Source organism: uncultured Clostridium sp., from assembly GCF_947039605.1.
In the GTDB taxonomy this organism is placed as follows: domain Bacteria; phylum Bacillota; class Clostridia; order Clostridiales; family Clostridiaceae; genus Sarcina.
The window spans coordinates 52,447-76,463 of the sequence record NZ_CAMQZG010000015.1 but is presented as its reverse complement, the minus strand read 5'-3'; the positions used below and the strand labels follow the sequence as shown (position 1 = coordinate 76,463).

Here is a 24,017-nt window from a genome sequence, read left to right as displayed (position 1 = left end):
AAGTAGAGAATAAAAAGCTTTGCTTTTATGTGAATCACTTTGTTGTTCACATAGTGTTATATCAAATCAGAGTAGCTTTGGCGAAATGAGGTGCGAAGAAACAGTAAAAATCTCGATATGGATATCTTTGTCCATATTTTGAGTAGCAGAAGTTATGAAATTTGATTTAGATTTAAAAACAGGAGAGTTTGGTGAAACTTTTAATCATATATTAGAGAGTGAAAATCCTATTGTATTATCATATGATAACTATGAGGATATATCATGTGTTATAGAGGCTAAAACAGGATTAGTATATGATGAACTTTTATATAAGGATGCTTGTGAAAAGGCGCTTGTAGAGTATAAAAATGATAAAAGTGCTTTTGACGTTGAGTATGGAGTTAATGTGTATGATGAGTTTGAGAAAATATTTAATAATGGATATGAGGCTAGTATTCCAGGGATTGAAACTGATTTATATACATTTTTAAAAGAGTTTGATCAAGATATGTCGGATGAAGAAGTTGAGTATAGTGATGAATTATTTGTTTCAAATATGATAGCATTTATGTTTTCTAAGCTATATGAGGCTAAAGTAAAAGAATATGTTGCATTTATTGAAGGATTAAAATATGAGTTTACTAATGAGAGTGAGAATTTATCAAAATTTGCATTAGATGAAATAGTAAGGTTTGTTATTAACCCTTGGCATGAAAAAACAGGATATTTAGGTATAACAGGTGAAGAAGACATTGAGTATAAACTTGATGAACTTGTTGCACAGAGTTATTGTAAATGTGATTACCAAACAGCTTTATCAATGCATGTTGTAATTAATATGATTGAAAATAATATAGGACATGAGAGTAATGAAATTCAAGGAAATTTGAATGGCTTTAAAGAAATGCTACAATGTGAAGAACTTACAGAGGAAAGTCCTTATTCAGATGAACTTATAAAGTTTGGATTCGAAATTTATATGATGATATTAAATTATGATATAAGAGTATTTATAGAAGAAAATAAATAAAATAGTAGATAAAAACTCCTTTTGTGATATATAGTTTTAATAAAAATTGTATATTGTGAGTGGAGTTTTTGTTGTTCTATTATTAAAAATAAGTAAATGTTTAATTTGCATAATAATTACAAAAAAAATAAAGGAATGATATAATTATCTTAAGGTAATTATAATTTTACAGATGGTAAATATGTGAGGGGACTGAGAATAATGAATAAAAAAGAAGTCAAAATATTAAAAGATAAGTTATTTGAAATATCAAATAATATTGTAGCAATAAAGAGTAATATAATAACTGAGGAAGCTACAAAACAGGCGTTGATATTACCATTTTTCCAAGTTTTAAAATATGATGTTTTTAATCCTATAGAGTTTATTCCAGAATGTTTAGCAGATTTTGGAATTAAAAAAGGAGAAAAAGTTGATTATGCTATTAAATTAGATGGTGAAATATCTATTCTTATTGAAGCAAAAAGTTGTAATGTAAAGTTAGATAGGCATGCAGGGCAGTTATCAAGATATTTTAATAATGCTACTGCGCCTATTGGAATTTTAACTAATGGAATAGAGTATAGATTTTTTTCAGATATAGAAGTAGCAAATAGAATGGATGAAGATGCTTTTTGTACTATTAATATGTTAGAGCTTAAAGATTCAGATATAGAACTTTTGTATAGATTTTTAAAAGGTGAGTTCTCAGAAGAAAAAATAAGAGATATAGCTCATGATTTAAAGGAAAGAAAAAAGATTAAAGATATAATTAATCAAGAGCTAGAGAATCCAAGTGAAGAATTAATTAGTGTGTTAATGTCTTCTGTAAATAATAAGAGAAAGACAAGTACATACTTTTTAAAGTATAGACCTATAGTTAAGGACATGCTAAGTGAGAAAATAAAAGAAGTTGCAATAGATAAAATTACAAATGAAATAAGAGAACCGCTAGATATAAAGCCAATTAAAAAAATAGTTACAACAGAGGAAGAACTTGTTGCATATGGCCTTGTTTTAGGTCTACTTGGTGAATATATTGATGTAGGTAATATTTCTTATAAAGATACTGAGAGTTATTTTAATATATTATTGATTAATAATGTTAGAAAGTGGATTTGTCGATTGTTTTTAAATGGAAGCAAGAAGTATATAATGTTTTCTGATAATTCAGAAAAAATATTGATGGATGATATTGGTGATATAGCTAAGTATAAAGAGAGATTATTTAATTCTTTAAAAATGAGAGTTGATGAAGTGAATAGTTAGTATAGCAAGTATAAAATATTAAAACTTAAAATAAACATAATTAAATATTTATTTATAAAAAAGTGATATTAGAGAAATCAAAATATCACTTTTTTATTTTAGAGGAAGTATTATATAAAATAAATGTGAAAGACTATACAAATGAGTATAAATGTATAGTAGAATATAAAGATATACATAGAAGGTAATAAGTAAAAGTATGTAGAATGCTTTGCAAGTATATAAGCTAATTAAAAGGTACAAAGGAGAAAAGTATGTTTGGACAAAGAAATTTAGAAAAATTTGAGATGAGCGATGGTTGGACAATTTATGTTAAAAGTACAGTCTTTAAAACTGAGGTTAGTTTAAGAAATAGTGAAGATGAGGAAGAATTACCTTGGAGTGAGCTTGGGCTTAGAAAAGATAATATGTTAGAGGTTTTTTCAGAAAGATTATTAGAAGCTGGAGAACTTGAAAAGATAAAAGAGTGGTTAAGTGAAAAGTAAATTGTAGATAAATAAATTTTAGACATATGGAGTAATCCGTAGGTCTTTTTTATAATTTATAATAATTATTAAGTAATAAAAAAACTTGTGCCAAAGTAGAGTTTTATAGTATGATATAAATAATAATAAAGAGAAAGAAAAGATGAAAAAGGAGTGTTTTTATGTTAAATATAGGATGTCATTTATCAACAACTAAAGGATTTGCTAATATGGGAAGAGAGGCTGTAAGTATTGGTGGAAATACTTTTCAGTTCTTTACAAGAAATCCTAGAGGTGGAAAAGCTAAAGCTATAGTTCAAAGTGATGTAGATGAACTTTTAAGAATTGCAAAAGGTAATGGCTTTGCTAAACTTTTAGCACATGCTCCATATACACTTAATGGTTGTTCTGGTAGTGAGGATACAAGAAACTTTGCAAGGGCTATGATGGCTGATGATTTAGAGAGAATGGAATATCTTCCAAATAGTTTATATAATTTCCACCCAGGTAGTCATGTTAAGCAAGGAACAGAGGTTGGAATAGATTTTATAGTTAATATGCTTAATGAAGTTATGAAAGAGGAGCAAACAACTACAATTCTTTTAGAAACAATGGCGGGAAAAGGTACGGAAATTGGTAGAAATTTTGAAGAAATAGCACAGATTATAAGTAGAGTAAACCTAAAAGATAAGATGGGGGTATGTCTTGATACTTGCCATATTTACGATGCAGGGTATGATATTGTTGATAACCTTGATGGAGTTTTAGATGAGTTTGATAGAATTATAGGTCTTGATAGACTTAAAGCTATTCATCTTAATGATAGTAAAAACCCATATAAGAGTCATAAAGATAGACATGAGAAGATTGGTGAAGGATTTATAGGACTTGAGGCAGTTACAAGAATTATAAATCATCCAAAGCTTAAAGGAATTCCTTTCTTCCTTGAAACTCCACAAGATGATTTAGATGGATATGCAAAAGAAATAGAACTTTTAAAATCAGTTTATAAACAATAATATAGAAGGTCTTGTATTGCTAGAAGATAGTGATATAAGGCTTTTTGATTTTTTATAAATAATTATTAAATGATAGATAGAAAGATAAAAATTTACATATTATATAATAATAAATGATATAGTACTAATTGATAAAATTAAGGTTATAATTAAATAATAAAAATAAGGAAGGAGAAATATTATGCCAAGTTTAATTTTAGAGGGTGGAACTTTTAGACCTATATTTAGTGCAGGAGTGATGGATGCATTACTTGATAATGATATTATGTTTCCATATTGTATAGGTGTTTCAGCTGGGATAACAAATGGATTTTCATACATATCAAAACAGAAAAAAAGGAATTTAGAGATATTAGAGGTTTATAGACATGATAAAAGATATTTAGGTAAGAGGAACTTTTTCAAATGTAAAAGTATATTTGGTTTAGATTTTGTATTTGATGAACTTCCTAATAAACTTAATATATTCGACCAGGAAACTTTTGATAAGTATGAGGGAACACTTTTAGTAGGGGTTACTAATGCTTTGACAGGAAAGTCTGAGTATTTAAATGGTATGAAACTTGATAAAAAGTGTACAATGCTTAGAGCTACTTGTGCAATACCAGTACTGTTCCCAGCAATTGAAATTGGGCAGGGTAAGTATTTTGATGGAGGATTATGTGACCCTATTCCAATAAAAAAAGCTTTAGAGGATGGAAATGAAAAGCATCTGATAATTTTAACAAGACCCAAAGGTTTTAAACTTGAGCCTAAAAGAAAGAATGCTATGGTTGCAAAGATAGTTAAAGGAAAGTATCCAAAGCTTGTTGATGGACTTTTAAAAAGACATATAAAATATAATGAAACGGTAGCTATATGCGAAGAACTTGAAAGAGAGGGAAAAGCTATAATTTTAAGACCAACTAAAGAACAAGCAATTGAGAGTTTTGAAAAAGATATAGATAAACTTAGAGAGGGGTATAAGAATGGATATGATTTAACAATGGAAAGAATTGAGGAAATTAAAAAGTTATTTTAAAATTTAATATTAGACGGTAAAGGAATGACAAAAGATGATATTTGATTTAGTAGTAAGAGTTATAAGTTATATAGTATTAGTAGTGTTTTTATATAATATAGTAATAACAATGTTTTCATTAAAGATAAAAAAGAAGAATGAGAGTATAAAGATAGAGGATAAAAATACATTTTGTGTGTTGATACCATGTCATAATGAAGAAGAAGTAATAGAGTCGACCTTAAATGCTATTAATAAAACAATTTATGATAAATCTTTGTGTAAGGTATATGTAATTGCTGATAATTGCAGTGATACAACAAGTGAGGTATGTGAAGCTTTTATAAAAAACAATCCACTATTTGATTGTAGGGTTTTAAAGGTAAGAGGTGGTAGTAAGCCTAAAGCTTTAAATAGTGCTGTAAATATTTTAAAAGAAGAGGGGCTATGGACTGCGGATAATATAGTTATACTAGATGCGGATAATAAAGTTAGTCCTACTATATTTAATAGTTTTAATGAAGAACATCTAAAGGGTGAGAAGCTTGTTCAATGTGCAATAAAGTCATTAAATGATGTGAGTTTTGTAGCTAGAGGATTTACATCTGCTTTTAACAATATGAATAGAGGTTTTCAATATGCAAGGAATAGAGTTGGGCTTAGTGGCTCATTAAGTGGGACAGGCTTTAGTATAGATAGAAAAGTTTGGGATGAAGTGGATTTTATAAAATGTGATACTTTAACCGAAGATTTAGAATTTAGTATACTTAGTATTCTTGCAGGTTATAGGGTTAAATTTGTTTTTGATGATTATGTTTTAAATCAACATTTAGATGAGTTTAAACCAAGTATGGTTCAAAGAGTAAGATGGAGTAGAGGACATATGCAAGTATTTATGAAACTGTCATGGAGTGTTATAAAAGAATTTTTAAAAAACCCATCAATTCAGCTAATTGATAGTTTTTTATTTATAACTAATCCATTTAGAGATTTATTATATGTTGTAGTATTATTCATAGATATTCTTTTATATAAAGAAATACATGTTCCATTATACTTAATATTAATTCCATTAACATATTCAATTGTATTTACAATACTGTGTGATAATAGAAAAATTAAATATTTATTACCAAGCATGATGTATACAGTAACAATGTTTTTTGCAACGGTTTATGGTGGATTAACTTATACTAACAGAGTATGGGCAAAGACAGTACATAAAAAAATAGAGTTACCAGCAACATAATTTATACATATAAAAAAAGAGGAGAAAGAAAAATTTTCTGCTCTTTTTTGAGTTAGGTAGTTTACTAATCTTCATCAAGACAATTAGTAGTGTGGTGAGAAATTATTTTTATTTTATGAGTTTCTATATGTATTATCTTTTTAGAAAATTTCCCTTTAATAACACTTACAATAGTTCCTTCAGAAATTAGAATAGGTTTAAGTGCTATAAATTTATCAATATCTTCTTTATCTAAATATGATATGCGAACTTCAGCATAGTTTAATATTCTAGAATCACGATGTGGAATTCCAAAGGTTAAATCATTCTTTATTAGTGAACAGGTACCAATTTTTCTCTCATAAGTATTAAATATAGAATCAAGAAAAATTCTAAGTGGTGCATTAGAAATTTCTGTAAAAATACCAATTAGTAAAAAGGGAAGCACCATAAAATTCATCCAACCAAAACTGAAAAAAAATAAAACACAACAAAAATTACTTAAAAATCTTTTGTTGTATTTTTGAAAAAATTTTAATTTTATAGGTGTATATTCATCGATATTGTATATTTTTTTTATTTGTTGTTTTGCCTCTTCGTCTTTTAAATTAGCCCATCGTTTTTTTACTTCTAAATAATCTTTGTTTTTAGGTTCTTGCTTTTTATTGAACATAATAGCTCCTTTTAAATAGTTTAATAAAGGTAGTTTAGCAAAAAGATTTTTCTAATAAAGAAACAAATGTTTAATAATTAAAAAATAATAAGTAGAGTAGTTATTAGATATATTAGTATGTTTAAAATGGTAAGAATAGGTGTAAACGGTATTATTAAAGAGATAGTTCTATTAAATGGAGTTTAATCATAATATATATAGGCAAATAATAGCTTGAAGGAATAAATATAAACGAATTGGTCAATGATTTAGTTAATAAGTTTTTACGAGGTATTATTTGATTTTAATATTTAATAGGGGGTAGAAAGAATGTCAAATACGGTGAAAAGATTAATTGCATCAGTATCAACAGTAATAGTATTAGGTCTTGGATTTACATGGTTATTTACTAGTCTTGGGATAAAAATATCTAATGGTGAAATAGTAGAGGTTAAAGAAGATGTGCAAGTTGCTAGAACAGAAGCAGAAATAAATGAAGTAATGCATGCACGTAGTATTAGTATGACTTTAGTGAATGAGAAAAAGGGGGATTTAGGACTCCTAGAGTTTGGAATAGATAACAGGTTAACTAATGCTGTGATAACAGATGGTGATGCAATGAAGGCAGCTAAATTTAGAAAAGCAGTTGATTATATAATAATTGAGGGTGAAAAATATTATTTATCAGATGTATCCAATGATAGAATTGGGGAGTTAGCTTTTAATGCTATACGCAGAGATAGTGAGCTAACATATCAAGAGACAAATCCTGAGAGGTAAGATGAAATTATATAAACAGGAAGGCAAGGTATGAATATACTTTGTCTTTTTTTATGGTTATTAAAGGATATAAAAAATCAACAAAAGAAAAATTTCGTAGTAAGTTGATGAATTTAGTATGAATTATATATGAATTTATGTTATATTATAGAGGTTACTTATTTTAAAAATAGCATAAGTAGCAGAAATTATAAATTAATAAATCATAAGATAAAATTTGGAGGAACATTATGGCAAGAGGAAAATTATCTAAAATTATTGGAGTTGTTATTGTAGTGGCAATAGTAGCTGGAGGTGGATATGCAGTTTATGCAAATACACATAATAGCAAGGCAAATGAGAATCAAAACCTTGTATTATCTGTATCATCAACACCACCAACAATGAATCCACTATATGCAAATTCAAATAGTTCACTTGTTGTAGCTGATGCTATGTATGAGCCAGTTTATAATATTGGTGAGAATGGAAAACTTGATTTTAATGGATTAGCTAAGAGTATGACACATTCAGCTGATGCAAAAACATATACTTTAACATTAAAGCCTAATTTAAAATGGTCAGATGGACAGGCCTTAACAGCAAATGATGTTGTTTTCACTTTTGATTCAATAATGAATCCTAAAAATAATGCATTATTAACTCAAACATTTATGATGGATGGTAAAGCAATTACTGCAAAGGCTTTAAATAGTACAACAATAGAGTTTATATTACCAGCACCATCACTTGGATTTGAGCAAAATCTTGCGCAGTTATATCCAATTCCAGAGCATATTTATAAAAATGTTAAAGATTTAAAAAATGCACCGGAGAATAAAAAACCAGTAGGTGATGGTCCATATAAATTTGAATCAGAACAAGCAGGTTCAACAGTTACTTTAGTTAGAAATGATAATTTCTATGGAGAAAAAGCTAATATTTCAAATCTTGTATTTAAAGTTATACCTAACCAAAATGCAGGAGTAGCAGCTTTAGAATCAGGACAATTATCAGTTGGAAACTTATCAGAGAAGTTATTAGCAAATAAGAAAATTTCAGATAACTATAATGTAGAGAAATTTGGATCAGGTTTAGTTAACTCAGTAGTATTTAACTTTACTAATAAAAACTTACAAAATTTAAAAGTAAGACAAGCAATTGCATATGCTTTAAATAGAGAAGATTTAACTAAGGCTGAGTATGGAAATAGTAAGTATGTAACACCAGCAAACTCAGTATTTTCACCAGAAACTCAGTATTATACAAATGATGTAAAAACATATAATTATGATTTGACTAAGGCACAAGACCTTATGAAAGAATCAGGTGCAAAGGATGTAACATTACGTCTTAGCTATGCAGCAGGATTTAAATGGGCACAGGATGAAGCTCTTGTTATCCAGCAAAATCTTAGTAAAATAGGAATAAAAGTAGAGCTTGAGCCAATAGAGCTTAACTCATTCTTCCAAGAAATATTTACACCAAATAGTACAAAGTATGACCTTGCTATAAATGGATATAATATGGGTACAACACCAGATGGATACTCAACAGTATTTACTACTAAAGGAGCTAATAATGCATCTAACTTTAGTAATCCAAAGATAGATAAATTATTTAAAGAGGCGCAAACAAGTACAAATGTTAGTCAAAGAGAAGATTTATACAAAGAAGTTCAGGAAGAGGTTTCAGAAAACTTACCTGTTTATACAATTAACTATCCTGAAACAATTTTAGGAGTTTCAAAAAAAATATCAGGTATTAAAGAAGCTGCTCCAACACCAATAGCTCTTATGCAAAATTTTGGAGCACTTTATTATAATAAATAATAAAATTTAGAGAAAACTTATAATAGCATCTATCAAATTTTAGATAGGTGCTATTGTCATAAAATAAGTTAGGAGGATTTTATGGGGAAATTTATTTTAAAAAGAATTCTTTTAGCAATACCTATGCTTTTTGTTATTTCAATAATTTGCTTTTTTATAATAAAAGCAGCACCAGGTAGTCCAGTTCAAATGTATATGACACCTGGGATGAACCATAAGCAAGTAGAAATAATTAGAGAAAATTTAGGGCTTAATAGACCTATTATAACTCAATACATAGAGTGGCTAAAACAAATTTTACAAGGGAATCTTGGTAATTCTCTTGTTTCATCAAGTTCTGTAGCACAGGAAATTACAAGTAGAATTATACCTACATTAATTTTAAGTGGAATATCAATGATATTAACTTTTATAGCAGGGATAGGGCTTGGAGTAATAGGAGGAATGAATAGAAAAAACTTTATAGGAAAAATAATAGATATTTTTTCTAATATAAGTATTGCTATGCCCTCATTTCTTCTTGCACTTATACTTATAGTTGTTTTTACTGTTAAGTTTAATATTTTACCAAGTGTTGGGATGTATAACATAGGTGATAAAAGTATAACTAGTCTTATAGCACATCTTATTATGCCAGTTTTTGCAGTAGTTTTAACTGATATTGGTGGGATAATACAATATGTGAAAAATTCAATAGAGATAGAAGCAGAAAAAGATTATGTAAGGACTGCTTTTGGAAAAGGTCTTGATAGAGAATCGGTATTTTATGGACATATACTTAAAAATAGTATTTTACCTGTTATAACACTTGTAGGGCTATCACTTCCAAGTCTTGTGATGGGGAGCGTTGTTATAGAAGAGATATTTGGATGGCCAGGAGTTGGAAGAATGGCTTATAATGCAGCTATTTCATATGATTATCCAGCTATAATGGCAACTACTCTTTTAGCAGCGGTGCTTTTAATTATTGGGAATCTAATATCAGATATTTTATATACTCTTGTTGACCCTAGAGTTAAGGGAGGATTAAAATAGTGAAAAATATTATGATTGCAATAAAAAAAGATAAAGGAGCATTTATTAGTTTAATATTCTTAGTTATATTTGGTGTAGCTTGTATATTTGCATTTTTATCACCTTATAAACCTAATGAAATAAATTTAGCAAATGCTTTTGAATCACCAAGTATACATCATATTTTTGGAACTGACAGTCTTGGTAGAGATTATTTTACAAGGCTTTTATACGGTGGTAGAATAACTCTTTTAGTAGGACTTAGTGTTATGATAATATCAACTTTTATAGGGACAATTATAGGTTCTTTAAGTGGATATATAGGTGGAGTTTTTGATACTGTTATTATGAGGATTTTAGAGATTCTTATGAGTATTCCGGCATTTTTTATATTATTAGTTTTAAGTGTTATTTTAAAATCATCACTTATGGAAATAGTTCTTGTTTTAGCAGCCTTTTCATGGATGGGTACAGCAAGGATTATAAGGGGTGAAGTTAATGCACTTAAAGAAGCTGATTATATAAAGTGTGCAAAAACACAAGGAATAGGAACTTTTAAGATAATAAGAACTCATGTTATTCCGAATATTTCACAAATTATAATAGTAAATGCAACTATGAGCGCGGCAGGTGCAATACTTACAGAGGCAATGCTTAGTTTTCTAGGACTTGGCTTAAAGCCACCAATAGCATCTCTTGGAAGTATGCTAAATGCAGGGCAACAAAACATGATGACAGAGCCATATCTTGTTATATTTCCAAGCATAGCAATAATACTTGTTATACTTGCTTTTAATATGATAGGAAGAGGTCTTCAAAAGAGTATAGGAAAAAGAAGGTAATATGTATGAATGTAGTTGAATATAAAAATTTGAAAGTTAGTTTTAAAACTGATAATGGAATTATAAAAGCTGTTGATGATATTAGCTTTGAACTTAAAAAAGGTGAGATACTTGGAATTGTTGGAGAGTCAGGAAGTGGAAAGTCAGTTACAGCAATGTCACTTATGGGACTTATAGACAAAGAAAGTGGAAGTACTCAGAGTGGAGAAATACTACTTTATGGAGTTGATATAACACAGTTTAATGAAAAGCAGATGATGCATATTAGAGGGAAAGAGATTAGTGCAATTTATCAAGACCCTTTAGCATCTTTAAATCCTGTGTATACAATAGGACATCAAATTATTGAGGGGATATTAATTCATGAAAAAGTATCAAAAAAAGAAGCAAAACTTTTAGCGGTTGAGATGCTTGGAAAAGTTGGAATAAATGATGCGAAAAAAGTATTTGAATCTTACCCAAATGAACTTTCAGGTGGAATGAGGCAAAGAGCACTTATAGCAATGGCTCTTTGTTTAAAACCTAAAGTTCTTATTGCAGATGAAATTACAACAGCACTTGATGTTACTGTACAAGCACAAATTTTAGAATTATTAAAAGCGATTAAAGAAGAATTTGATATGTCTATTATAGTTATTACACATGACCTTGGGATAATAGCAGAATTATGTGATAGGGTAATTGTGATGTATTGTGGAAGAGTTGTAGAAGAGGCAGATGTTTTTACAATTTTTGATGGGGCAAAACATCCATATACAAAAGCACTTCTAGATTCAAGGCCTTCTATAGAATTAGATTTTGAAGGGATAAAAGAGCTTAAATCAATCAAGGGAAGTATTCCAAGTCCTTATGAAATACCGAGTTATTGTGCATTTTATGATAGATGTAATAAGTGTATTCAAGAATGTAAACAAAAAAGTTTACCAAATTTAAAACAAATAGGAAAACAACATAAAGTAGCATGTTATATGGCAAGGGAGGAATAAATTTGAGTGGAAAAGTAATTTTAGAAGTAAATAATTTAGAGAAGAACTTTCCTTATGAAAAAAGTTTTTTTGGAAAGGTTAAAAAAAGTTTAAAAGCTGTTGATAAAATTACACTTAAAGTTAATGAGGGAGAAACCCTTGCAATAGTTGGTGAGTCAGGTTGTGGGAAATCAACACTTGCAAGAACAATTATAGGACTTCATAAAAAAGATAATGGGACTATTATAATAGATGGAATAAATAGAGATAGTTATAGAAAAAGTGATATTAAAAATAAAAGTAGCTTTATACAAATGATTTTTCAAGACCCATATAGCAGTTTGAATCCTTCGATGAAAATTAGAGATATAATTTCTCAGGCTATGTTGTATCATGGTTTTGTAACAAAAAGCGATATGGAAAGAGAAAGTATAAGACTTTTAAAACTATGTGGACTTGATGAAACTGTATTAGATAGATATGCAAAAGAGTTTTCAGGTGGGCAAAGACAAAGAATTGCAATAGCAAGGGCATTATCTTTAAACCCTAAAATAATAATAGCAGATGAGGCTGTATCAGCACTTGATGTATCAATGCAAGCACAAATTATAAATCTTATGATAAGACTTCAAAAAAAGATAGGAATGGCTTATATATTTATTTCACATGATTTAAATTTAGTTAAATATATAGCGACAAGAGTTGGGGTTATGTATCTTGGGGAAATAGTTGAAATTGGAGATAAAACAAAAATTTATAAAAATCCTATGCATCCATATACAAAAGCACTTATGCAGTCAGTACCAATATCACATCCAAGTCAAAGAGGACAAAGAAAACTTCTAAAAGGAGAATTACCATCAGTGGTAGATTCTATAAAAGGGTGTAAATTTAGAACAAGATGTCCATATGCAAAGGAAGTATGCATGCTTAAAAAACCAGAATTAAAAAAATATGAAGAAAATCACTTTGTGGCATGTCATTTTGCAAAGAAGTTAATTATTAATATAGATTAGAGTAAAGCAAGGAAGTTTAGTTAATGCTAAATTTTCTTGCTTTATTTTTATTTTAATCTAATTTTAATCTTTCTTATATTTTAGATTAATTTTCCAAGCATAGTATATAAATATAGAAAGAAGAAAATAAATTTTGGAGGTTTTATAAAATGGAAAGAAAAGAAAATAATGAAATGGCTATTATTGAGGTAAATGATTATAAGGATGAATTTAGCAAAGACGATAGTGAAAGTTTTGGTGGACTTGGTCAGGTTGTAGCAAAGATATTTAGGTTTATAGGGAAAATTATAAAAAAAGGAAATACAGTTTACTTTGAAGTTAGAAAGAAAAATGAAAAAACTATAAGAATATCATTAACTTTATCAATTGTAGTAGCAATATTTTTAACAGTCCCAGTAATTGTATTATTAGTTTCAGGATTATTCCTTGGATATAAATATTCAATTTCAAGTGTTGATTTAAATTGTGATGAAGTAAATAATGTTTTTGAAGAAATCTCTAAATCAGCGGATACTATTAAAAAAGATTTTAAAAAAGGTATTTAAAAAAGGATTTGTAGAATAGAATATAGAATAAAAAATAAGAGGTTTTAAAAGAAGGGTTTTAAAATCTCTTTTGATTTATAAAGAAAAGTTATAAGGAGATAAAAGTGTGATTAGTCAAGAAGAAAGGATTATAGAAAAGTTGCAAAAAAAAACTAATATAAACAGTAAAGAAGCTAGGAAAATATTAGAGAGTTGTGGTTGGAATCTTTTAGATGCTGTTGTGAAAATAGAGTGTGAGAATAAAGGAGAAGAGTTTACAGAAAAAACTTTTTATACGAACAAGAGTTGGGAAACATATAATAAGCCAAGTGCTCTTATTGATTTAAGTAAGGAAGATATAAATTATAAATTTGATAAGAAAGAAAGTGGGTTTAAATTATTTGAGTGGATATGTGAACTAATAGATATTTGTAATAATATTTTAGTGAAAGTTAGTAGAAAAGGGAAAAAAAAATTTGAGGTTCCAGTGACAGTTTTTATAGTTTTAACAATACTTTTAGTTGGAAGTATGATTCCTATAATGATTATTGCATTAATTTTTGATGTTGAATTTTCTGTTAGTTCTAAGAAGACAAATGTTACAAAGATAGATGAAATGCTTAAAGACTTAGCTGGTTTTGTTAAGGGAATAAAAGAAAGGATTAAAAAGGAGCTTTAGAGGTATGATTAAAATTTTAGTTGTTGAAGATGAAGAAAAAATAGCTAGATTTATAGAACTTGAATTAGCTTATGAGGGATATAAGGTTATAAAAGCAGATAATGGGCGTGATGGTCTTGATATAGCACAAAATGGAGAGGTAGATATTGTACTTCTTGATGTAATGTTACCAGAAATTAATGGGTTAGAGGTTTTAAGAAGACTTAGACGGGTATCTGAAATTCCAGTTATTATCCTTACAGCAAGAGATGAGGTAATGGATAAAGTAGCAGGGCTTGATGGTGGGGCAGATGACTATATAACTAAACCTTTTGCAATTGAAGAACTTCTTGCAAGAATAAGACTTGCATTAAAAAAGAAGAATGTTTCTGTAGAAGATAAAGATGTTATAAGAAGAGGATTATTAAGTTTAGATAAGCCACAGCATAAAGTGATTTATAATAATAAAGAAATTGAACTTACAAATAGAGAGTTTATGCTATTGCAAATTTTGCTTGAAAATAAAAATATAGTTATGACAAGAGATGTACTTATTGAAAAGATTTGCGGCTATGATTATTATGGAGAAACAAATGTTATAGATGTATATGTAAGATTTTTAAGAGTTAAAATAGATGATGCTTTTAAAGTAAAGATAATTACTACTGTGCGTGGTGTTGGGTATGTGATAAAGGATGAATAAGAAAAAAAACAAAAGATTTACATCCATTGCAATAAAGATTAATTCAAAATATGTTAGAGATACATTTTTTGAGCTTTTAGGTTTTAATATGATTTTAATTATCTTAATAGGTGGTATATGGTGTCTTAGTGTAGAAAAAGCTTTTTATGGTAGTTTAGTGGAAGAGGCTCAAAGAAGTTTAAGTTTGCATCCAATAGAAAGTGCTAACTATACTGTAGTTTGGAATAATGGGAAAACTATGATTAAGGATGCTAGTGATTTTTTATATAGCTTAAAATTTGGAGGAGCAGTTTTACTAATATTTGAAGGGGGAGTTCTACTTGATAGAATTATTTTTGGAACAGGAAGAGTTAGAAAGTATCTAAAGCCACTTGATGAGATGGCAGAAGCAGCAGAAAGACTTAGCAATATGACTTTTGATGAAGAGAAATTTCAAGATTTAGAAAAAGCTATATCAAATATAAGTCCAACGAGTTCAGATGAAAAAATTAGTATAGGAGATAGTGAACTTCAAGGTCTTGAAAATGCTATAAATACACTACTTGAAAAAATGAGAGAGTCATATAGGCAACAAGCAAGGTTTGTATCAGATGCATCACATGAACTTAGAACACCAATTTCAGTAATTCAAGGATATGCAAATATGCTTGATAGATGGGGGAAAAATGATGAAAGTATTTTGGAAGAATCAATAGTAGCAATAAAATCAGAATCGGAGAGTATGAAAATTTTAGTAGATCAATTATTATTTTTAGCTAGAGGAATTAATGGGAAAAATCAGATAGATATAAAAGAGTTTTCACTTAGTGATATGTTACATGAGGTTTTTGAAGAATCTAGAATGATAGATGAAAAGCATATTTACAAATATATGAAATTAGAAGATATAAGAATTTTAGGAGATGTAGCATTACTTAAACAGACTGCAAGAATACTTGTTGAAAATGCAGTGAAATATACAGACGAAGGTGAATTAATACTTATAAAAGTTGGTAGAAATGAAAAAGAGACATATTTTTGTGTGGAGGATAGTGGCATTGGTATAGATGAGAGGGATGTTCCATATATATTTGAACGATTCTTTAGAGCAGATACAACAAGAGGGAGAAAAGATGGCGGGACAGGTCTTGGGTTATCAATAGCAAAATGGATAGTTGATAATCATAAAGGGTATTTTGGAGTTTTAAGCAGAAAAGGCATAGGGACAAGAATAACCGTATTTTTAGGGAATATTGATAAGGCATCTTAGATAGAAAAATCTAAGGTGTTTTTTATATTAATATCAAAAAACTAAAATTTAGTGGAAATAAAGCTTGTATTTAATTTATAATTAAAGGTATTAATATTAAAAAAATATTCTATAATATATAGAAATTTAAATAGGAGTAATGGGCATATGAAATTAAATGAAAAGCAAAGTATTGTTGCAAATACTTTAGATAAGAATATATTTTTAGCAGCACCAGCTGGAACTGGGAAGACTAATACTTTATCAGATCGGGTTTTTAATATAATAGATAAAGGTCTTGCAAAAGAAGAAGAAATTCTTTGCATAACCTTTACTAATAAAGCTGCAAAAGAAATGAAAGAAAGAATAGAATCAAGGCTTGATGGGAGTGTTAAATGTACAATTAAAACTTTTCATAGTTTTTGTCTTCAGGTTGTTAGAGATAATGTTAAGAATAAAACTGATATAGCTACTGATTTTGTTATTTTTGATGAAGAAGATGCAAGGGAAGCAGTGAGAAAAATATCAACTATTCAAAGAATGGGGTATAATAGAGCATTTATAGAAATACCTATGATGCAAAAGTTTATAGACCTTGTAAAAGATTATAGACTTAAATGGGGCTTTTTAAGTGATGATGAAGAACATGATTATAAAATCACTATTGATAATTTAAATACACCTATGTTCAAATCAAAGGTCGTAGATTGTTTTAAGGCTAAGGGTAGCACTAAGATGAATCTTATGAATTATATGTTAGAGCATGGTGTCTTTTATGTTTCTTTTTATAATAAACAGCTTAGAAGTGATAAGGCTTTAGATTTTAATGATTTAATTACACTTACTAAAGTTTTGTTTAGAGAAGATGAGATAGTTAATTATTATAAAGAAAAATATAAGTTTATAAACATAGATGAAGTTCAAGATACAAGTATGAGTGATTATGAGATTATTGAAAAGTTATTTAAAAATGATGAAAGTAAAAATGTTTTACTTTGTGGGGATATATTCCAAACAATTTATAGCTGGAGAGGGTCACAGCCAGATAAGATATTTGAAGTTTTTAAAAAAGAGTGTAAGCCACTTGAGGTAGCTTTTGATAAAAATTATAGATCAACTAAAAATTTAACTGATGCTAGTATGAGCTTTTTAAATAATGTATTTGAAAATAAAGTAGCAGATATTTATAAAGATGGTGTTCATGCATGTAGTAGTGAGGTTGGAGAAAAGATATCTGTTTTAACTTATGATAGTTTAGAAGCAGAGGCAATCGGAATTTTAAATACTTTTAGAGAACTTTATTTGAATAGAGAGGATTTAAGCAAAGCTTGTGTACTTACTAGGTCTAATAATTATAATAAAGATATAAGTAAAGTACTCGCAAGACTTACTTTAGAGCAAGATTTTGAGTTCATTTTAGTAGATGAATATAAGTTTTTTAGAAGAGCTGAGATTAAGGATATTACATCTGTATTTAAAATTCTTGCAAATCCTTATGATACAGTAAGCCTTGAGAGAGTTTTAAAAAGGCTTAATACAGGTATAGGAAAAACTATTTTAGATAAACTTGAAACAACAGAGTTTAGAAAAGCAAGAATAAAGCTTTCAGACTTTATAAGTGATTATACAGCAAGTGGTGAGTTTTATACTAATCTTTTAAATGCTTATGATAAAGAGTCTGATGATGGAAATATAGTAGTTTTTGATGTTGAAAGTACAGGGACTGATGTTACAAGTGATGAAATAATTCAAATAGCAGCAGTCAAGATTGATACAAAAGGGAATATTATAGATACTTATGAAAGATTTATAAAACCAAGTAAAAATGTTGGTCCATCAGCTAAAGTTCATGGGTTTACAGATGAATATTTGCAGGAACATGGATTATCTAAAATAGAAGTTCTAACAGAATTTAGAGAATATACAAAAGATAAAATAGTTATAGGGCATAATGTTCAGTATGATATAAATATTTTTACAAGTGAGCTTAGTAGAGAGAATATAGGTGTACCAATATTTAAAGGTTTTTATGACACATTAGATATTTATAGAAGATTTTATCCTTTAGAGAAAAATCATAAGCTTGAATATTTAAGTGAAAAGTTTGAAACAATTCATAAGCCAAGTCATAATGCAATGGATGACATAGCAGCTACAAAAGAACTCTTAGTAATGGCTATTGAAAAAAAGATAAGACCCACAACACTTGAGCGAATGAGTCTTATAGCAGACCTTTATAGAAAATTTGAAGGTTTTAGAGAAAATTATAAAATATTAAATCAAAGGTCATATGAGATTAGACCATTTGAGATGATTTTAGAGATACAAAAGTATTTTGATATAATGAGTAAATATCCAGCCGATGAAAGAGAAGATAGATTTGCTAGAGTGAAGAATTTCCATAAGATACTTTCTATATTAGATGATAGTGAGAAGAATTCAAGAGATTCTTTAATCAATGCAATAGACCTTACAGCACTTTCAGCAGGGGATGTAGAGCAACTAATATCAAGTACACAGGAGAAACCAAGAATTCCTATAATAACAGTGCATCAGGCAAAAGGGCTTGAATATGATACTGTTATAGTTTCAGGTCTTGTAGATGGAAAGTTCCCAATGTTTAGGGGAGATTTAGATGAAGAGGGAAAACTTTTCTATGTTGCAATTACAAGGGCTAAAAAAAGGCTTGTACTAACGTACCCTAATAAAGCGAAAAATTACAATGGTAGTGAGTATAATACAAGTGAGAGTCCCTTTATAGGTAAAATTAATAAAGAATATTTAGACTTTAAATAAGAAGGTTAATTTCAAAAAAATTAATATAATAAATGTTTAATTTTAGCAAAAAAATAGATATAATGATTAACGAGGTATAAAATTATGCCTCGTTAATTTTATATGAAATAGGAGCGTTTAATTATGAATTTTGAATATATAACAGAAAAAAATGTGGCAATAGCAGCAAATATTTTTATGAATAGTTTTAATGTAGAACCTTGGTTTGAAAAGTGGACAGAAGAAACTGGAGTTAAAAGGCTTTCACAAATAATGAGAGGTGAAGGTTCACTTGGAGTTATAGCTTATGAGAATAATGAGCCCATGGCAATGATTGTTGGACATGAAGAAGATTATTATGATGGAACAAGATTTCTTATAAAAGAATTTTGTGTAGATGCTACTAAAAAGGGTGCAGGTGTTGGAACAAGAGTTTTAAAATATTATGTAGATGAGCTTAAAGAGAGAAAAATAGTTCATATAAGTTTATATACTATGAGAGAAAAAAGAGTAGTAAATTTCTATGAAAAGAATGGATTTAAAGAAATAGAAGATTTAGTAATGATGGAACTTATATAATTTAGTCAGGCATTAAAATAATTATATTGAAAAAATAACTTTATATTGGTAATATTTTACTAAAGAGTGAATCCTGTGGAAGTATTCACAGGATTTTTTAGGGGGTATTATTATGAAAAAAATAACTATTTTATTAGTAACAACTATGTTAATGGGGGGGATATTAACTGGATGTCAGGTAGAATCGAGTATAAGTATTGATAAAGATGATGAGAGAGAATTAACTACAGATATATCTCAAATACATAATTTGGATATAGTTATTCCAAGGGGAACAACAAGTCTTGCAATGTCTTTGATGATAGAATCAGATGATGAAAAAAATAATATAGATACAGATGACGCCCATAATTTATATGATTTAGAATATGAAATTACAGAAAGTACAGATGTGCTCATGACAGCTGTTATGAAAGGTGAACCTGATATAGCGATAGTTCCATCAAATATAGCACTAAAAGCTTATAATTCAGGAATGTCATATGAGCTTTTAGGTACAATAGGGTTTGGGTCATTATATTTGATTTCTACTAATGGAGATGAAAATTTTGATGATATAAAAGGCAAGGAAGTTTTTAATATAGGAAAAGGTCTAACACCAGATATAGTATTTAAGACGTTGCTTGATAAAAAAGGAATAAAAGAAGAAGACGTCAAGTTTAGTTATGTTGGAGGGGCAACAGAACTTGCACCAACCATTTTAAGTGGAAAGGCAGAGTATGCAATAGTTCCAGAACCAGTATTATCAGTTATTATGGCAAAAAATAAAAATATAAAAATTATAGCTAGCTTAAATGATGTTTGGAAAGAGAGTTTTAATTCAGAGAATGGATTTCCGCAATCAAGTATAATAATAAAATCAGATTTAGCTCAGAATAAAGAGTTTGTAGATAAGTTTGGATTAAAATTAGATAAATCAGTTGATGAAGTTAATGAAAATCCAGTTTTAGCAGCAGTGCAAGAAATTAAAAATGGATCAAAATTTGAAAATTCTATTTTAGAAAGTTCTATAAAGAGAGCAGAAATAGATTTTATTAAAGTAAATGAAACTATCGATGATTATAATGATTACTACAAAATTTTAAATAAGTTAAATCCACAGAGTATAGGTAAAAAACTTCCAGATGATGAGTTTTTCTATGAAAAGTAAAAAAGGAATTATTATCGCGGTTGTTATTTGGAGTTTAATTTGGGAGGTATTAGCAAAGTTTATAGGGAATGAAATTTATCTTCCACAGCCATTAGAAGTTTTAAAGAAGATATTAAAAATATGTACTGAAGAAAACTTTGTTATAAATATTAGTAAAACTCTAATAACTTCAATTATAAGTTTTAGCTTAGCAGTTATATTATCTGTAATTATAGGGATGTGTTCAAGTTTTAATAAATATGTTTATAATTTTATTTACCCATTAGTTGCTATTTTAAAGTCAATTCCAACAATTATAGTTATTTTAATAGCACTTATATGGCTTGATAAAGAGTATGTTTCTTTTCTTGTGGGAATTATGATAGTTTTTCCTCTTCTATATGAATTAGTAGTAAAGAGTATTATAGATACTGATGTAGCTATACTTGAAATGACAAAGATTTATAAAATAAAACTTTATGATAAGATTAAAACTATTTATTACCCACAAATACAAAGGGAAATTCTTAATATGGGAAGTTCAAGTTTTTCCTTAGTATTAAAACTTATAATAGCATCAGAGGTTTATAGTCAACCAAGTTATGGTATAGGGGCACTTGTTCAGGGGGCTAAAATTAATTTTGATATGGTAGGGATATTTGCATGGACAGTTATAATAATTTTAATTTCTATATTTGTAGATATTTTATTTAAGATTATGCACAAGTCTTTAAAAAGGGTGTGAGATTATGTTAAGTTTTAGGGGTATAAATATATCTTATGGTGAGAATAAAATCCTTTGGGGATATGATATAGAATTTGAAGAAGGTAATATTAATTTTATAATGGGTAAATCAGGTGTTGGTAAGACAAGCCTGCTTAGATATATAGTAAATAAACTTTTAAGTGAAAAAGATATTAGTATTGTTTTTCAAGAAGATAGGCTTATACCTTATATAACTGTATATAAAAATTTAGAGCTTGTATTAAAGGATAAATATAGGAAGGCAGAGATAAAGGTAAGAATAGATAGTATATTAGAAGCTTTTCATTTAAAAGAGTTTGGAAAGTACTATCCAAGGGAACTATCTGGTGGCATGAGGCAAAGAGTAAGTATTGCAAGGGCGATATTATATGATGGTGATATTCTTATTATGGATGAGCCTTTTAAGGGGCTTGATAAAAATACAAAAGATATAGTAACAAGCTTTGTAAAAGAACATATAGATAAAAATAAAAAAACTACGATAATAGTAACACATGATATTGAAGATTATAAAAGGCTAGGTGGAAAACTTATAAATATGACTTAACTAATAGTTGAATTATCATATAGAAACTTATACTATGGCTCCATTGTTTAGATTCTATGGAGTCTTTATATTTGAATTAGACTCGTTTATGGGAAATGGCACTAAGGAAGAACAAGTAGTATGTTTAAAAAAGTTGCTTTTATCACAAAGTTTGGTTTTAAAAAGATGATGTTAAATTCACTTAGGAATGAAAGTAAATATGAAGAGTTATTAAAAAGAAAAGACATAGCATAAATAGTTGATAGAATTAGATAAAAGAAGGTTTTGTAAGGAAGTTGAAATAATCAATTTACTCACTTTTTTAACAAGAATATATCGGTAGTATAAAATTTGATAGATGAATTACAAAGTTATGAAATGTTATAACTAATATTTAGTAGTAATATCAATAAATATTAAAGTTATCGTTTATCTTTTGTTACATTACTTTTAAGTGTAAGTGATATTCTAAGTATAGGAATTTTACGAAGCGAATTATTCGCAACAAGTTTTACAAATATATTTTAGGATGGAGATTTACGAGATGATAAGAAGAAAGAAAGATGGTAAATTAAATAAAACACTAGCGGTAGTGATAGCAGCGCTTGTGGTTGCAGGAATTGGAGCGGGGACATATTTTTATTCAAAAGATTCAAATATGGCACCAAAAGTTAAACATATAGCAACTTTAACAAAAACACAAGAAGCTAAAGTGGTCACAACAACAATAGGTGCTAGCAAGGTTACAGCTACAGATATTACAAAAGCAGCAGCACCAGGCAAGGGTACAGGCCATGGAGCTACTTATGAAGATCCAGGTTATGATGCAGCAACAGGCACATCACCAATATTAAATGATGGAAAAGGACAAGCGGTTTCGACAATAAAATCATCATATACAAAAGTTCCAGACTTAGGGGCAGAAGCAGGTGAGGTATCAACAGCAGACTTAGCATTAATGAAAAAAGGATATGATGCACCTTATAAATTAGGATATGTTAATCCTATGCCAAGTTGGTATCATCCAAATGAAATAATCCCAGGAGAAAATATTATTAAATCAGCTAATAGTTATGCAGTGCCGGTTAACCAAGTAGCATTAATGGTTTCAGGACATTCAAAAATCAAACAAAAAGAAGTATTCTTAACATTTGATGATGGTCCAAGTATAAATAATACACCTAAAATACTTAAAATACTTAAAGATAACGGAGTACATGCTTCATTCTATGTAATTGGTGACCATATGAAAAATAATGGGCCAATACAAAATATTGTAAGACAAGAAATTATGGATGGGGATGCAGTTGGAGATCATACATTTACACATCAATTAGATAAACTTTACCCAATAGTAAATGGAACTTCAACAGTTAATGTTCCAACATTTATGACACAAATAAATGATTGTAAAGATTTAGAGCACTTTGTTTTAGGACCACATTTTGATACTAGAACTTTAAGACTTCCAGGTGGATACATGTCAAGAGTATACTATAAAGATCCACATTTAGCAGAGTTTAATAAAGCTTTAGATCAAGAGGGATGGACAGCAATGGACTGGACATCAGATTCAGGAGTTGCAGCAACAACTAGAGAGATAAGCCCAGCAGCAATGCTTGCAGCTTCAACAAAAGGTTGGAAAGATATGCCTCAAGATGTAATATTATGTCATGATGCAGGTGCTAAAACTGATACAGTTAAAGGTCTTCAAGGTGTTATAACATTCTTTAAAGACCACGGATATAAATTCATGGTAATAAAAAATGCACCAACACAATCATTTGATGGAATAGCAGATAATGATTTTAGTACTGATTCAAATCAAGGTCAAACACCAACTACAAAATCAGGATATTAAGATAAGAAGCTATGGATAATTAAATCCATAGCTTTTTTTGTTGAATAATTAATGCTTTTTTACATTTTTTGTTGTAAAAAAGACTTATATTGCTATAGTTTGATAAAAATATTTTTAAATTACTAAAAAAAAAATATAAATGTAAAAATTATGTTACAATTTTTTGAAGAGATTAGTATAGAATGAATATATAGTTAAGAAATAGAAATACTTAAGA

Annotated in this window: 23 protein-coding genes; 22 read left to right on the top strand and 1 reads right to left on the bottom strand. The window is 28.5% G+C overall.

The genetic code is table 11. From position 1 onward, the window contains the following. Nucleotides 1-154 precede the first annotated feature (154 nt). The 6 genes from Q0V24_RS07540 to Q0V24_RS07515 all read left to right on the top strand — a co-directional run bounded on the left by Q0V24_RS07540 (nucleotide 155) and on the right by Q0V24_RS07515 (nucleotide 5,992). On the top strand, nucleotides 155-1,012 hold the full coding sequence (locus tag Q0V24_RS07540) for a hypothetical protein (protein ID WP_297520047.1): 858 nt from the start codon (nucleotides 155-157) through the stop codon (nucleotides 1,010-1,012). Between the two features lie 201 nt (nucleotides 1,013-1,213). After that, the gene (locus tag Q0V24_RS07535) at nucleotides 1,214-2,260 is read left to right on the top strand and encodes a type I restriction enzyme HsdR N-terminal domain-containing protein (protein WP_297520045.1); all 1,047 of its coding nucleotides are present in this window, start codon (nucleotides 1,214-1,216) and stop codon (nucleotides 2,258-2,260) included. 254 nt (nucleotides 2,261-2,514) lie between these two features. After that, nucleotides 2,515-2,745: a hypothetical protein gene (locus Q0V24_RS07530; RefSeq protein WP_297520043.1), complete on the top strand. Its 231-nt coding sequence runs from the start codon at nucleotides 2,515-2,517 to the stop codon at nucleotides 2,743-2,745. Between the two features lie 161 nt (nucleotides 2,746-2,906). Then, the gene (locus Q0V24_RS07525) at nucleotides 2,907-3,743 is read left to right on the top strand and encodes a deoxyribonuclease IV (protein ID WP_297520041.1); all 837 of its coding nucleotides are present in this window, start codon (nucleotides 2,907-2,909) and stop codon (nucleotides 3,741-3,743) included. 181 nt (nucleotides 3,744-3,924) lie between these two features. Further along, nucleotides 3,925-4,764, top strand: a complete 840-nt coding sequence (locus tag Q0V24_RS07520) for a patatin family protein (RefSeq protein ID WP_297520039.1) — start codon at nucleotides 3,925-3,927, stop codon at nucleotides 4,762-4,764. 34 nt (nucleotides 4,765-4,798) lie between these two features. Continuing rightward, nucleotides 4,799-5,992, top strand: coding sequence for a glycosyltransferase family 2 protein (locus Q0V24_RS07515; RefSeq protein WP_297520037.1), 1,194 nt, complete (start codon nucleotides 4,799-4,801; stop codon nucleotides 5,990-5,992). Between the two features lie 64 nt (nucleotides 5,993-6,056). Here Q0V24_RS07515 and Q0V24_RS07510 read toward each other — a convergent pair whose 3' ends face one another. After that, complete coding sequence (locus Q0V24_RS07510; RefSeq protein WP_297520034.1) at nucleotides 6,057-6,644, bottom strand: hypothetical protein; 588 nt, start codon at nucleotides 6,642-6,644, stop codon at nucleotides 6,057-6,059. 309 nt (nucleotides 6,645-6,953) lie between these two features. Here Q0V24_RS07510 and Q0V24_RS07505 point away from each other — a divergent pair, with 309 nt between their 5' ends. From Q0V24_RS07505 to Q0V24_RS07430, 16 genes are all read left to right on the top strand, one after another. Further along, nucleotides 6,954-7,403 carry a hypothetical protein gene (locus Q0V24_RS07505; RefSeq protein WP_297520032.1) on the top strand — a complete coding sequence of 150 codons (450 nt, stop codon included), beginning with the start codon at nucleotides 6,954-6,956 and terminating at the stop codon, nucleotides 7,401-7,403. Between the two features lie 230 nt (nucleotides 7,404-7,633). After that, nucleotides 7,634-9,214: an ABC transporter substrate-binding protein gene (locus tag Q0V24_RS07500; RefSeq protein ID WP_297520030.1), complete on the top strand. Its 1,581-nt coding sequence runs from the start codon at nucleotides 7,634-7,636 to the stop codon at nucleotides 9,212-9,214. Nucleotides 9,215-9,295: 81 nt separating this feature from the next. Next, complete coding sequence (locus tag Q0V24_RS07495) at nucleotides 9,296-10,249, top strand: ABC transporter permease (RefSeq protein WP_297520028.1); 954 nt, start codon at nucleotides 9,296-9,298, stop codon at nucleotides 10,247-10,249. Further along, nucleotides 10,249-11,070 carry an ABC transporter permease gene (locus Q0V24_RS07490; RefSeq protein ID WP_297520026.1) on the top strand — a complete coding sequence of 274 codons (822 nt, stop codon included), beginning with the start codon at nucleotides 10,249-10,251 and terminating at the stop codon, nucleotides 11,068-11,070. The genes Q0V24_RS07495 and Q0V24_RS07490 overlap by 1 nt, the downstream gene beginning before the upstream one ends. Beyond that, on the top strand, nucleotides 11,070-12,056 hold the full coding sequence (locus tag Q0V24_RS07485; RefSeq protein ID WP_297520053.1) for an ABC transporter ATP-binding protein: 987 nt from the start codon (nucleotides 11,070-11,072) through the stop codon (nucleotides 12,054-12,056). The genes Q0V24_RS07490 and Q0V24_RS07485 overlap by 1 nt, the downstream gene beginning before the upstream one ends. A gap of 2 nt (nucleotides 12,057-12,058) precedes the next feature. Further along, on the top strand, nucleotides 12,059-13,051 hold the full coding sequence (locus tag Q0V24_RS07480) for an oligopeptide/dipeptide ABC transporter ATP-binding protein (protein ID WP_366938284.1): 993 nt from the start codon (nucleotides 12,059-12,061) through the stop codon (nucleotides 13,049-13,051). Nucleotides 13,052-13,200: 149 nt separating this feature from the next. Beyond that, complete coding sequence (locus Q0V24_RS07475; protein WP_297520024.1) at nucleotides 13,201-13,596, top strand: DUF4342 domain-containing protein; 396 nt, start codon at nucleotides 13,201-13,203, stop codon at nucleotides 13,594-13,596. A 106-nt stretch (nucleotides 13,597-13,702) separates the two neighbouring features. Further along, nucleotides 13,703-14,254, top strand: a complete 552-nt coding sequence (locus Q0V24_RS07470) for a DUF4342 domain-containing protein (protein ID WP_297520022.1) — start codon at nucleotides 13,703-13,705, stop codon at nucleotides 14,252-14,254. A gap of 4 nt (nucleotides 14,255-14,258) precedes the next feature. After that, nucleotides 14,259-14,936: a response regulator transcription factor gene (locus tag Q0V24_RS07465; RefSeq protein ID WP_297520020.1), complete on the top strand. Its 678-nt coding sequence runs from the start codon at nucleotides 14,259-14,261 to the stop codon at nucleotides 14,934-14,936. After that, nucleotides 14,929-16,185 (top strand): HAMP domain-containing sensor histidine kinase, encoded by a 1,257-nt coding sequence (locus tag Q0V24_RS07460; RefSeq protein WP_297520018.1) that lies wholly within the window; start codon nucleotides 14,929-14,931, stop codon nucleotides 16,183-16,185. Before Q0V24_RS07465 ends, Q0V24_RS07460 begins: the two co-directional genes overlap by 8 nt. Before the next feature lie 147 nt (nucleotides 16,186-16,332). After that, nucleotides 16,333-18,960, top strand: coding sequence for a 3'-5' exonuclease (locus Q0V24_RS07455; RefSeq protein ID WP_297520016.1), 2,628 nt, complete (start codon nucleotides 16,333-16,335; stop codon nucleotides 18,958-18,960). A 123-nt stretch (nucleotides 18,961-19,083) separates the two neighbouring features. Further along, nucleotides 19,084-19,518, top strand: coding sequence for a GNAT family N-acetyltransferase (locus Q0V24_RS07450; RefSeq protein ID WP_297520014.1), 435 nt, complete (start codon nucleotides 19,084-19,086; stop codon nucleotides 19,516-19,518). A 112-nt stretch (nucleotides 19,519-19,630) separates the two neighbouring features. Continuing rightward, nucleotides 19,631-20,668 (top strand): ABC transporter substrate-binding protein, encoded by a 1,038-nt coding sequence (locus Q0V24_RS07445; RefSeq protein WP_297520012.1) that lies wholly within the window; start codon nucleotides 19,631-19,633, stop codon nucleotides 20,666-20,668. Then, nucleotides 20,658-21,392 (top strand): ABC transporter permease, encoded by a 735-nt coding sequence (locus Q0V24_RS07440; protein WP_297520010.1) that lies wholly within the window; start codon nucleotides 20,658-20,660, stop codon nucleotides 21,390-21,392. Before Q0V24_RS07445 ends, Q0V24_RS07440 begins: the two co-directional genes overlap by 11 nt. Before the next feature lie 4 nt (nucleotides 21,393-21,396). Next, entirely contained in the window at nucleotides 21,397-21,960 is a 564-nt protein-coding gene (locus Q0V24_RS07435) for an ATP-binding cassette domain-containing protein (protein WP_297520008.1), read from the top strand. A 523-nt stretch (nucleotides 21,961-22,483) separates the two neighbouring features. After that, nucleotides 22,484-23,800 carry a polysaccharide deacetylase family protein gene (locus Q0V24_RS07430; protein WP_297520006.1) on the top strand — a complete coding sequence of 439 codons (1,317 nt, stop codon included), beginning with the start codon at nucleotides 22,484-22,486 and terminating at the stop codon, nucleotides 23,798-23,800. Nucleotides 23,801-24,017 lie beyond the last annotated feature (217 nt).